Below are 12,486 nucleotides of genomic sequence, written 5' to 3' on the forward strand. Positions count from 1 at the left end.
GACTTCAAGTAAAAAAACCTTTGTAACTTTGCGTTTCAAAGAAATAAAATGAACAAAAAAATCCAACTTCAAGATTTAGGAAATAAAGATTATAAAGCAACTTGGGAATACCAGGAAGAACTGTTTAAAGGAATCGTGGATTTGAAGATTCAAAACAGGAGGGAAGAAACAACTATTCCTACACCTAACTATTTTTTGTTTGTAGAACATCCACATGTGTATACTCTAGGTAAAAGTGGTGATTTAAGTAATTTGCTTTTGTCCGAAAAACAATTAGAAGCCAAAGGTGCTACTTTCTATAAAATCAACAGAGGTGGGGATATAACGTACCACGGGCCTGGACAGATTGTGGGTTATCCTATTCTGGACTTAGAAAATTTCTTTTCGGATATTCATAAATACTTGCGTTTGCTGGAAGAAGCTATTATCCTGACATTGCAGGAATATGGTTTGGAATGCGGACGAAGTGACGGTGAAACTGGAGTTTGGCTTGGAGTAGGAACACCATTTGCCCGAAAAATTTGTGCGATGGGTGTTCGCGCTTCGCGTTGGGTAACGATGCATGGTTTTGCTCTAAATGTCAATGCCGACTTGGGCTATTTTGATAATATCATTCCATGCGGAATTCGTGGCAAAGCAGTTACTTCGCTTAATGTAGAGCTTGGTGTCGAAAAAGTGAATGAGCAAGAAGTGAAAGAAAAAATCTTGAAGCATTTCTCGGATTTGTTTGAATGCTCGATTGTTCGATAGTTGGATTAATAAAGGGATTATTAGATCGTTAGATTTTTCGAAAAATCTAATAATCCAACAATCTAAAAGCCTAAAAATCCAATTTTAACTGCTCAGGCAATAATCTAAAACTCATTCGGTGGTATTTTGTGGTGCCATATTTTTGGATAGCATCACGGTGTTCTTGTGTGGGATAGCCTTTGTTCTTTTTCCAATTGTACATTGGGAATTCCTCGTGAATTTTGTCCATGTATTCATCACGATAGGTTTTTGCCAGAACGGATGCAGCGGCAATACTCAAGTATTTAGAATCACCTTTTATAATACTTTGGTTCGGAATAGATTTCAGTAATTCTATTTCGGCTTTAGAGAATTTTTTTCCGAAACTGTTTTTCAAACCCAATTTGGCATTCAAAGAACGGTTGCCGTCTACGATAATAAATTCAGGGGTTTGAGTTAATTTCAAGACACATTCCTGCATTCCCTTCATCGATGCGTTTAGAATGTTTATTTCATCAATTTCATTCGGATGCAAATGGGTAACAGCAAATGTAATGGCTTCTTGTTCTATAATGGGTCTGAGTTTTTCTCTCGCTTTTTCGGATAATTGCTTACTGTCGTTTAGGATGGTGTTTTTAAAATCTAATGGTAAAATCACAGCAGCAGCTGTTACTGGGCCAGCAAGACAGCCACGTCCCGCTTCATCAGTACCGGTTTCAAGCAGGAAAGAGGAAAAATTATTTAGAAGCATATTGAAATCTTTTCGAGTGGCAAATATTGCGATTTTTTTTGCTATAGGCAATAGGCAGTAAGCTGTAGGTAAAGCTTATTGCTTACAGTTTACTGCCTAACGCATAATTTGAAGTGTTTTTTTATTTATACGTTTTTATCCTTTACCTTTGCTCAATATATCAGTAAAATAATTGCCTAATTATAATTTTTTCAAATGAGAATTTTCTTTTCTTTATTTTTTTTAGCTTTCCCAATTCTCCTATTTTCTCAAGTAAATAGTGCTAAAGAAATAGATTATAATAGCAAATACAATGCTACGGACTCTGTAAAGAAGAAAAAAGCACCCGTTGCAACTCTAGATATGTATCAGTTTATTTCGGTAGATCGGGATACAACTTATATAGATACAACCCAGTCTATAAAAAAAGAGTATAGTTATAATTATTTAAGGAAAGATATTTTTGGTCTTTTGCGTTTTACCAATGTGGGACAAACCTATAATACGTTGCAATATGGTATAAATGGATTTTCACCATATCCTGAATTTGGTTTTACGGCAAAACAATTTAATTACATCAAAGCCAATGAGATTAAATATGCTAATGTGGCCACTCCAGTAACCGAGTTGTATTTTAAAACTACGATACAAAGAGGACAATCTGCTGATTCTTATTTTACTTTGAATACTTCTCCAAGATTAAATTTTTCTATAGCGTATAGAGCATTAAGATCCGAGGGAAGATACATAAACCAAGAGGCTAGAACCGGGAATTTTAGATTCACAACGAGCTATAATACTAAGGATGGACGTTATATTGCTAATGCACATTATACTTCTCAGAAGATTCAGAATGAAGAGAATGGAGGGATTAGTTCAGTAAGTGATTTTGAAAGTGGTGATTCCTCTTTTGACAATAGAGCCAGACTTGGCGTTTATTTTGAAGATGCAATGTCTTTACTAAAAGGAAACCGTGTTTTTGTAGATCAGGCTTTTAGAGTAAACAAAAAGAAAGGAGCCAATAATTTATATGTGACTGAACAATTTAATTATGAGAACATACACTTTGATTATGCGCAGCAAACAATAGCATCTACAGTTGGAGGCAAACAGGTGTTTCGTTACGGTGAATCTTTTGTGACTAGCGGTATAAATGATAAGACGAAATACAATAAAATGTACAACAAAGCAGGGTTAGTTTATGAAAATACGACTTTGGGTGCTTTTACTTTTTTTGTAGATGATTTACGTTCTAATTACTACTATAATAAGATATTATATTTTAGTGATAAGGTTGTGCCAAACTTGTTAAGTCAAACCATAAACACAGTAGGAGGACAGTATAATTATAGAAAAGACAAATGGAATGGTAAGTTTTTATATTCTAAGTCAGTAACGGATCAAAATTTATCAAACCTGGATGCATCAGCTCAGTATGATATTAATGATGAAAATCAAATTTCATTTAGATATCAAAACATGAATAAATTGCCAAACAATAATTATGATTTATATCAGAGTAGTTATAAAGCCTACAATTGGTCAAATGATTTTCAGAATGAGAAAATTAATGCCATTAGTGTTAATGCAACTACAAAATGGGTTTCACTTTCCTTACAGTTGAATTCGATAAAAGATCATTTGTATTTTGCAGATATTACTACTGAGACAGAAAGAAATGAAGGCAAGCAAATTGTGGCACCAGCTCAATATGGTAATGTGATTAATTATGCTTCGCTAAAGGTAGCCAAAGAGTTTGTGTTTGGTAAATGGGCATTAGATAATACTTTATTATTTCAAAAGGTAGAACAATCAAATTCTATTTTGAATGTTCCGGAATTTGTGACTAGAAACACATTGTACTATTCGGATTATTTTTTTACAAAAAAACTGTTTTTTCAAACGGGTGTTGAGTTGAATTACTTTACCAACTATTATAGTGATAGTTATAATCCGTTGATAGGAGAGTTTTTCGTTCAGGATAGAGTGAAAATAGGAAATTATCCAAATCTAGATTTCTTTATAAATACTAAAATTCAAAGAACCCGAATTTATTTAAAAGCAGAACATTTTAATTCACTTTTTTCAAAGAATAATTATTTTTCAGCACCAGATTATCCATACCGTGATTTCTTAATCCGTTTTGGATTAGTATGGAACTTCTTTAATTAATTCAATGCCACAGGCATTTATTATTATAATTTTAAAATAACCACATAATGCAGTACTCAGAAAATATATTAGGAACTATTGGGAATACACCTTTGGTAAAACTCAATAAAGTGGTAGACGGAATCGAAGCTTTGGTATTGGCGAAAGTTGAGACTTTCAATCCTGGTAATTCGGTAAAAGACCGTATGGCGGTAAAAATGATTGAAGATGCTGAAGCTGATGGAAGATTAAAACCAGGAGGAACCATAATTGAAGGAACTTCTGGAAATACAGGAATGGGCTTGGCGCTAGTGGCGATTATCAAAGGATACAAATTAATTTGTGTGATCTCTGATAAGCAATCTAAAGAGAAAATGGATATTCTTCGTGCGGTAGGTGCCAAAGTGGTAGTTTGTCCTACCGATGTGGAGCCAACAGATCCACGTTCGTATTATTCAGTTTCTAAAAGATTGGCAGAAGAAACACCAAATTCTTGGTATGTTAATCAATACGATAATTTGTCTAATGCATTAGCACATTACGAGCAAACAGGACCTGAAATTTGGAAGCAAACAGAAGGTAAAATAACTCATTTTGTAGTAGGAGTAGGTACTGGAGGAACGATTTCTGGTGTTGGAAAATACTTGAAAGAGAAAAATCCAAACATAAAAATCTGGGGAATAGATACTTATGGGTCAGTATTTAAAAAATACCACGAGACAGGGATTTTTGATGAAAATGAAATTTACTCATACATCACAGAAGGAATTGGAGAAGATATTCTACCAAAGAATGTTGACTTTTCTTTAATCGATGGGTTCACTAAAGTGACTGATAAAGACGCTGCAGTTTATACTAGAAAAATTGCACTCGAGGAAGGAATATTTGTTGGGAATTCAGCAGGAGCAGCCGTAAAAGGATTGCTACAGCTTAAAGAGCATTTTAAGCCAGATGATGTTGTTGTGGTATTGTTTCATGATTCAGGAAGTCGTTATGTTGGTAAAATGTTCAATGACGATTGGATGAGAGAAAGAGGATTCTTGGAAGATGATATTACTAAGGCCGAAGATGTTATCAAAGATCATATCGATAAACCATTGGTAATTGTACGTACAGAAGAATTGGTATCGCATGCAATCGAAAGAATGCGTAAATATAAAATATCTCAGATTCCGGTAATCGATGTTACAGGATTTGTAGGATCAGTTGATGAAAGTGATTTATTCCGTAGTTATGTAGCTGATAAAAATGTAGCCGATAAACCAATCAAGGAAGTTATGGGGAAACCATTTCCTATAGTGAAATTAGGTACTTCGGTAGATGAATTATATAAATTGTTTACGAAAGAGAATGACGCTGTATTGGTCGATTTAGGAAACGGACATCACCACATTATTACCAAACACGATATCATCGGGTCGATGAAATAAGTTTATTTGAATTGGGATTTTATAGCTTGTATAGAATCCCAATCTTTTTTTTGAATCTATAATCTAAAAATCTCATGACGTTTACCGCTATAGATTTTGAAACTGCAACCGCTTATCATCCGTGTTCCGTTGGTATTGTTACCGTTGAGAATGGAGTTATTGTTGATGAGTTTGTAACCTTAATCAAACCACCCAATAATGAGTACAATCCCTATACGATACGAGTACATGGAATTTATCCTAAGGATACAGTAAATGCTAAATCGTTTGTAGAAGTATTTCCTGAAATTCAAAAAAGACTTCAAAACAGAGTTGTTGTAGCGCACAATGAGAGCTTCGATCGTAATGTTTTGTCTAAATCAATGGCACTTTATGGTTTGAACTACAAGGATTTAAATATTGGTTCCCGTTGGGAATGTACCGTAAAAATATACAAATCCAAAGGTTTAAAGCCTACTACTTTAAGCGACTGCTGCAGAGCCATGCAAATTCAACTGAATCATCACGAAGCTTTATCGGATGCTCGAGCATGTGCTAAATTATATTTATTGAAATAGTTTTTCAAGCATACTCTTTTTTAATATTGTCGAGCAAGTTTTTTTTATTTTGTAAGATAAGTTGTTGATTTTTTTAGTATTTTAGTTTTTGTGATGAGTCTATTTTCTCATCTTTTTATCTATTATCTAAAAAAAATATGAAAGAAGATTTTCTTCACTACCTCTGGAAATTCAAAAAGTTTGATACTTTGAATCTTAAAACTTGCAATCAGGAGGAAATCATTATAAGTAATGTGGGACAATATTTAGAATTGGCAGGGCCAGATTTTTTCAATGCCCAAATTACTATTGGAAATCAAAAATGGGCAGGAAATGTAGAAATTCACCTAAAATCGTCTGATTGGTATGTACACCATCATGAGAAAGACCCAGGATATGAAAATGTAATTCTACATGTAGTTTGGGAACACGATTCTGAGATTTACAGAAATAATAATACTGAGATCCCCGTTCTTGAGCTCAAAAATTATGTTAGTACTGAGGTTTTAAATAATTACCAAAAATTGCTATCTCCAAAATCTTGGATTTTTTGCGAAAAACAGCTAAAAGAAATTCCACAATTTACATTAATAAATTGGCAGGAGCGCTTGTTTTTTGAGCGTTTGGAAAGAAAATCAAAACCTATTCTAGATTTGTTAAAATCAACCAATAATGATTGGGAAGCGATTTTGTTTTGTCTTTTAGCAAAGAATTTTGGTTTGAATACCAATGGAGAGGTATTTCTCAAAATAGCTCAATCTATTCCGTTTTCTGTAATTAGAAAAGAATGTTTTGAGGTTGAAAACTTAGAAGCTTTACTATTTGGTTCTGCAGGATTATTAGATGTAGAGAAAGAAGATAATTATTTTAAGGATTTAAAATTTAGATATTACTATTTGCTTCATAAATATCAAATAGAGAAAAGTTGCATTGAACCCGTTCAGTTTTTTAAACACCGTCCCGATAATTTCCCAACGATTCGACTTTCTCAATTAGCGAATTTATATCATAAACAGCAAAATTTATTTTCTAAAATAAGTGACTTAAATTCTATAGAAGCTTTTTATGAAGTCTTTCAGGTTTCGGTAGCTTTGTATTGGCAAACTCATTATCAATTTGACAAAGTGAGCTTCAAGAAAAAGAAAACTTTATCCAAATCCTTTATTGATTTACTTGTTTTAAATACGGTCTTGCCGCTTCAATTTGCATACGCAAAAAGTCAAGGAAAGGAAGTTTCTGAAGACTTAATAGCGATTTTAAATGATGTTGAGCCTGAAAAGAATTCGATTATAGAAAAATTTAATTTCTTTGGAATAAAGGCTAAAAATGCGTTTGAAACCCAATCTCTTTTACAACTGAAGAATGAATATTGCAGCAAGAATAAATGTTTAGATTGTGCTATCGGAATGGAGTTGCTGAAAAGTAATTAGAATTTTGTTTAATTTTGTCCAACTCTTAAGAGAAATAGAAGTTTATGAGAGCAGTTATTAAATTAAAATATTTTTTAGAAAAATACGGTTTCCATGTATCATCACGATTGGCTGATAAATTGGGAATGCGAGTAACAAGTGTACGTTTGTTTTTTATTTATATATCTTTTGTTACAGCAGGATTAGGATTTGGAGTCTATCTTACATTGGCTTTTTGGATACGGCTCAAAGATTTAATTCGGGCGAAAAGGACTTCTGTTTTTGATTTGTAATTATTTTTAAAACATAAAAAAAAGGGATTTTAAAGTTAAACTTTAAAATCCCTTTTTTTTATGCTGATTAAATTTATTCTTCTGAATTATTTAATGCGCTGTTTTTCTTTCCATAAGAGAAATAGAAAACAATCCCTAAAGCCATCCAAGCAAAAAGCCTTAACCAGTTAGTCCAGCCTAAACCGTACATCATGGCGCAACATACAAATACACCTAAAAGAGGCACAAATGGAACAAGAGGGGTTTTGAATTCTCTAACCATATTAGGTTCTCTTTTTCTCAAAACAATTACAGAAATACATACAAGAACAAAAGCAAATAAGGTTCCGATACTAGTCATGTCACCTACAATGTCTCCAGGTACAAAAGCAGCAAAAGCTCCAACGATTACTAAAATACAAAGATTTGCTTTGTATGGAGTTTTGTATGTAGGATGTAAATCACTGAACATTTTTGGCAATAAACCATCTTTACCCATAGAATAAAAAACTCTAGACTGTCCTAATAACATCACTAAAATAACAGATGAGAATCCTGCTAAAATTGCAACAGTAACAAATTGTGCAAGCCAATTGTAGCTAGCTCCCATAGCACCTATAATTGCATTTGCAACAGAAGCTTCTTTACCGTCAGTTCTGAAAAATTCTACTGGCTCAAGACCTGTTAATACATGACCAAAAAGGATGTATAAAACGGTACATATAGCTAAAGATCCCAAGATTCCAATAGGCATATTCTTTTTAGGATTTATAGTTTCTTGTGCAGCTGTACTTACAGCATCAAAACCAATGAAGGCAAAGAAAACAGTACCAGCAGCTCCTAATATACCCATAACTCCGCCAAAACTATGACCTACTCCATGTTCATCAGTAAAAATAGATGGTGCAGGAATATATGGTTTATGATTTTCAGGGTTGATAAATTGCCATCCAAGAACGATAATTAATACTACAATTGCAACTTTAACAATCACAATGATTCCGTTTATAAATGCTGATTCTTGTATTCCTTTTATTAAAATAAGGCTGATAATTCCAACAATAAATAAAGCAGGTAAGTTGATAATTCCGTGCGTTACTTGATGTGTTACCGGATCGACCATTTTTTGAAATGGAGAGTGCGAAAATTCAAATGGAATAGGGCTTACGTGGAGTACGTTGATCAGTAAATTATTAAGATATTCACTCCATGCAATTCCTACTGTTGCAGCACCTACAGCATATTCAAGTATTAAATCCCAACCAATAATCCAAGCTAGAAATTCACCCATTGTAGCATAAGTGTAAGTATAAGCACTACCTGAAATTGGAATAGAAGAAGAAAGTTCAGCGTAACATAATCCTGCTAAAGCACAACCAATAGCGGCAACAACAAATGCTATGGTTACAGATGGCCCAGCACTTTGTGCTGCAGCTGTAGCTGTTCTTACAAATAGTCCAGCTCCAATAATAGCTCCTATTCCTAGTGCAATTAATGACCAAGCGGTTAATGTTCTCTTTAATCCTTTTTCAGAATCGGCAGCTTCTGCTAATAGTTGGGCTAATGGTTTTCTTTTCCAAATAGACATGGTTTTTATGGTTTAATGTTATTAAGTGCCAAATGTATTGTTTTTTTTTATAAAAAATAAAAATTATAATTTCATTTAATCAGTAAATTAATGATTCTGCTGCTTTTTTGTTCATAAATATGAAAGTATTCATTTGAAAAAATGGCTTTCAGAGAGAATTAATAATTATTATTTTTCTTATAAAACAAATAGTTTTTATGTGTTTATTCTCTATTTTAGATTTCAAATATTCAATTTAAAAAAATAGTTAAAGAATGGCAGTCAATACAATTAAAGATTATTTTAAATTTACAAGAGAACAACGCAAGGGATTAATGATTTTGTTTGGAATTATAGTTACGCTTCAATTGGTTTATTATTTTGTTGATTTTAATGTGATTCAAAAAAAATATCCTGATAAAGAGAAATGGCTTTCTCTGCAATCTGAAATTGATATTGCAAAATTTGAGAGTAGTAATAAGTCGTCTAGAACGCATTCTTTTAATCCTAATTTTATTTCGGACTATAAAGGATACAAGCTCGGAATGTCGGTTCAGGAGATAGATAGGCTTCTTGCATTTAGAAAAAATAACAAATTTGTTAATTCAGCCAAAGAATTTCAAGACGTAACAAAGGTTTCAGATTCATTGTTGAATATAATAGCTCCTTATTTTAAATTCCCGGATTGGGTAAACCGTAAAAAAGATTTTAAAGAATATAAAGATTTTTCAAATACAGCTTTTGCTAAAAAAGAAAAAATAGTTCAAACGGATATCAATTTGGCTACAAAAGAGGATTTGATTAAAATATTCGGAATAGGAGAAGCAATTTCGGTTCGGATTTTAAATCAAAAAGAAAAATTAGGCGGTTTTGTTTCCATGGAACAGCTTAAAGATGTTTGGGGATTATCTCCGGAAGTTATTATAAATTTAAATACTCATTTTGCTATTACGAAGCTTCCTAATTTGAATAAAATAGACATAAACAATGCGTCATTAAAAGAACTTTCTCGTTTTTTTTATTTCAAATACGACTTGGCAAAACAGATTGTAAAATACAGAAGCATGAACGGTGATTTTAAAAATATTGAGGATTTGATAAAAATTAACGGCTTTCCTGTTGAAAAAGCAAATTTTATTGCCTTATATTTGGACTTTTAATATAAAAGACATTTATGATGAATTTTGATTACAACGAAACACAATCTTTAATAGCGCAATCTATAAGAGACTTTGCTGAAAAAAATATAAGACCTTTTATAATGGAGTGGGATGAAGCACAAATCTTTCCAATCTCTTTATTTAAGAAGCTTGGAGAAATGGGATTTATGGGTGTTTTAGTACCCGAAGAATTGGGAGGTTCAGGATTAGGTTATCATGAGTATATTACCGTTGTAGAAGAGATTTCGAAAGTAGATCCTTCTATAGGATTGTCTGTTGCGGCTCATAACTCATTATGCACAAATCATATTTTAACTTTTGGTAACGAAGAACAAAAGAAAAAATGGATTCCTAAATTAGCAACAGCTGAACACATCGGAGCATGGGGATTAACAGAGCACAATACAGGATCTGATGCTGGCGGGATGAATACAACAGCGGTAAAGGATGGAGATCATTGGGTAGTAAACGGTGCTAAAAACTTTATTACACATGCCATTTCTGGTGATATTGCCGTAGTAATTGTACGTACTGGCGAGAAAGGTGATTCTAAAGGTATGACTGCTTTTGTTCTCGAAAAAGGAATGCCAGGATTTACATCCGGTAAAAAAGAGAATAAATTAGGAATGCGTGCTAGTGAAACAGCCGAATTGATTTTTGATAATTGCAGAATACCAGATGCCAATAGGTTAGGGGAAGTAGGTCAAGGATTTATTCAGGCTATGAAAATTCTAGATGGTGGCCGAATTTCAATAGGAGCGCTGTCGTTAGGGATTGCAAAAGGAGCTTACGAAGCCGCTTTGAAATATTCTAAGGAAAGACATCAGTTTGGACAGCCTATTTGTGAGTTTCAAGGGATATCGTTTAAATTAGCTGATATGGCTACAGAAATAGAAGCGTCAGAGTTGTTATTGCACAAAGCAGCTTTCTTGAAAGAGCAACACAAGCCAATGACTACAATAGGAGCAATGGCAAAAATGTACGCATCAGAGGTTTGTGTGAAAGTGGCTAATGAAGCAATACAGATACATGGTGGTTATGGATATACTAAAGATTATCCTGTAGAGAAATTCTATAGAGATTCAAAATTATGTACTATAGGCGAGGGAACTACCGAAATCCAAAAAGTAGTAATATCTAGGAATATATTGAAAAGTTAAAGGAGTTTAGAATTTCAGAAGGAAGAACCAAGGAACAGGAAGTTGTAGCTTGTTTTTTTTTGCTAAAATAATTAATAATTTATAACTCATAATTCATAATTATTTTTTACTTTTGCGCACTTAACGAAAGGGGGTGATAAAATTATGTTAATTATACCAATTAAAGACGGAGAAAATATCGATAGAGCACTTAAGCGCTATAAAAGAAAATTCGATAAAACTGGAACTGTAAGACAATTAAGAGCGCGTACTGCTTTTATTAAGCCATCAGTTATCAATAGAATGAAATTCCAAAAAGCGGCTTATATTCAAAACTTGAAAGATAGTTTAGAAAATATCTAGTCGAAATTCTATTAAAAATAAATTGCCGTTAGTGATTAAAGTTTCATAACTTTGATGCTAACGGTTTTTTTATGGCTACAAATAAAGATGCATTTAGAGATTATCTGCAATTAGAAAAAAAATATTCTTCACATACTATAAATGCTTATTTAAATGACATCGCTTACTTCGAGTCGTTTAATAAGGAGTTTTTTCAGCAAGAAAGCATAGATAAGGTAAGTTATAGTCAAATTAGAAGTTGGATCGTTTCACTTGTTGATGATTCAGTTTCTAATGTCACGGTAAATAGAAAAATTGCTTCCCTAAAAGCGTTTTATAAATTTCTATTGAAAACAAAACAAATTGAAGTTAGTCCGTTGTTAAAGCATAAAGCTTTAAAAGTTCCAAAAAAACTGCAAATCCCTTTTTCGGAAAAAGAATTGGTCGATGTTTTAGATTGGGTAGGTGAGTTGAGCGGCTTTCAGGAAGTGAGGGATAGGCTTATTATTGATTTGTTTTATACTACAGGCATGCGTAGAACGGAGCTGATACATCTGAAATGTGCAGATGTGAATTTGTATAATAATACAATTAAGGTGCTTGGAAAGAGAAATAAAGAGAGGGTACTTCCTGTTTTGCCTGTTGTTGTAAAACAGTTATTGTTGTACAATAAGGAAAGAATTAATTTGGAATGTATCGTTGATCAGGAATATTTATTTCTCACAAAAAAAGGGTTAAAATTAAGTGATTCTTTTGTGTATCGATTAATAAATTCATACTTTAGTACTGTCTCAGAAAAGGTGAAAAAAAGCCCGCATATTTTAAGACATACATTCGCAACTCACTTATTAAATAACGGAGCTGATCTAAATTCAGTGAAAGAATTGTTAGGACACTCAAGTTTAGCGTCCACTCAAATATATACACATAGTAGTTTGTTAGAACTTAAAAAAGTGTATCAGGATGCGCATCCTAGAAATAAAAAATGATTCGAAAAAAGTTTAACCATTAAAAAAGATTG

The 12,486-nt window shown here is 32.8% G+C and carries 12 protein-coding genes; 10 read left to right on the plus strand and 2 right to left on the minus strand.

From position 1 onward, the window contains the following. Nucleotides 1-48 precede the first annotated feature (48 nt). Nucleotides 49-750: a lipoyl(octanoyl) transferase LipB gene (lipB, locus tag OZP08_RS07810; protein ID WP_281323401.1), complete on the plus strand. Its 702-nt coding sequence runs from the start codon at nucleotides 49-51 to the stop codon at nucleotides 748-750. 70 nt (nucleotides 751-820) lie between these two features. On the opposite strand, the gene rnhB is transcribed toward lipB, so the two are convergent. Then, a complete protein-coding gene (rnhB, locus tag OZP08_RS07815; RefSeq protein ID WP_281323402.1) occupies nucleotides 821-1,480 on the minus strand; it encodes a ribonuclease HII in 660 nt (219 codons plus the stop codon). A gap of 195 nt (nucleotides 1,481-1,675) precedes the next feature. Here rnhB and OZP08_RS07820 point away from each other — a divergent pair, with 195 nt between their 5' ends. The 5 genes from OZP08_RS07820 (at nucleotide 1,676) to OZP08_RS07840 (ending at nucleotide 7,278) form a co-directional block, all read left to right on the plus strand. Next, complete coding sequence (locus OZP08_RS07820) at nucleotides 1,676-3,631, plus strand: putative porin (RefSeq protein ID WP_281323403.1); 1,956 nt, start codon at nucleotides 1,676-1,678, stop codon at nucleotides 3,629-3,631. 47 nt (nucleotides 3,632-3,678) lie between these two features. Continuing rightward, entirely contained in the window at nucleotides 3,679-5,040 is a 1,362-nt protein-coding gene (locus OZP08_RS07825) for a pyridoxal-phosphate dependent enzyme (RefSeq protein ID WP_268849068.1), read from the plus strand. Nucleotides 5,041-5,114: 74 nt separating this feature from the next. Further along, nucleotides 5,115-5,597 carry a 3'-5' exonuclease gene (locus tag OZP08_RS07830; protein ID WP_268849069.1) on the plus strand — a complete coding sequence of 161 codons (483 nt, stop codon included), beginning with the start codon at nucleotides 5,115-5,117 and terminating at the stop codon, nucleotides 5,595-5,597. Nucleotides 5,598-5,734: 137 nt separating this feature from the next. Next, on the plus strand, nucleotides 5,735-7,006 hold the full coding sequence (locus OZP08_RS07835; RefSeq protein ID WP_281323404.1) for a DUF2851 family protein: 1,272 nt from the start codon (nucleotides 5,735-5,737) through the stop codon (nucleotides 7,004-7,006). 44 nt (nucleotides 7,007-7,050) lie between these two features. Further along, entirely contained in the window at nucleotides 7,051-7,278 is a 228-nt protein-coding gene (locus tag OZP08_RS07840; protein ID WP_268849070.1) for a PspC domain-containing protein, read from the plus strand. 73 nt (nucleotides 7,279-7,351) lie between these two features. Here OZP08_RS07840 and OZP08_RS07845 read toward each other — a convergent pair whose 3' ends face one another. After that, nucleotides 7,352-8,845 carry an amino acid permease gene (locus tag OZP08_RS07845; protein ID WP_281323405.1) on the minus strand — a complete coding sequence of 498 codons (1,494 nt, stop codon included), beginning with the start codon at nucleotides 8,843-8,845 and terminating at the stop codon, nucleotides 7,352-7,354. Nucleotides 8,846-9,099: 254 nt separating this feature from the next. Between OZP08_RS07845 and OZP08_RS07850 the strand changes: the two genes are divergently transcribed. The 4 genes from OZP08_RS07850 to OZP08_RS07865 all read left to right on the plus strand — a co-directional run bounded on the left by OZP08_RS07850 (nucleotide 9,100) and on the right by OZP08_RS07865 (nucleotide 12,454). Continuing rightward, nucleotides 9,100-9,984 carry a ComEA family DNA-binding protein gene (locus tag OZP08_RS07850; RefSeq protein WP_281323406.1) on the plus strand — a complete coding sequence of 295 codons (885 nt, stop codon included), beginning with the start codon at nucleotides 9,100-9,102 and terminating at the stop codon, nucleotides 9,982-9,984. A 17-nt stretch (nucleotides 9,985-10,001) separates the two neighbouring features. After that, nucleotides 10,002-11,144 carry an acyl-CoA dehydrogenase family protein gene (locus tag OZP08_RS07855; RefSeq protein WP_281323600.1) on the plus strand — a complete coding sequence of 381 codons (1,143 nt, stop codon included), beginning with the start codon at nucleotides 10,002-10,004 and terminating at the stop codon, nucleotides 11,142-11,144. Nucleotides 11,145-11,288: 144 nt separating this feature from the next. Continuing rightward, the gene (rpsU, locus tag OZP08_RS07860) at nucleotides 11,289-11,486 is read left to right on the plus strand and encodes a 30S ribosomal protein S21 (RefSeq protein ID WP_268849071.1); all 198 of its coding nucleotides are present in this window, start codon (nucleotides 11,289-11,291) and stop codon (nucleotides 11,484-11,486) included. Between the two features lie 71 nt (nucleotides 11,487-11,557). Continuing rightward, on the plus strand, nucleotides 11,558-12,454 hold the full coding sequence (locus tag OZP08_RS07865; protein WP_281323407.1) for a tyrosine-type recombinase/integrase: 897 nt from the start codon (nucleotides 11,558-11,560) through the stop codon (nucleotides 12,452-12,454). Nucleotides 12,455-12,486: the final 32 nt, after the last annotated feature.

Source organism: Flavobacterium aestivum (genome assembly GCF_026870175.2).
Lineage (GTDB): Bacteria > Bacteroidota > Bacteroidia > Flavobacteriales > Flavobacteriaceae > Flavobacterium > Flavobacterium aestivum.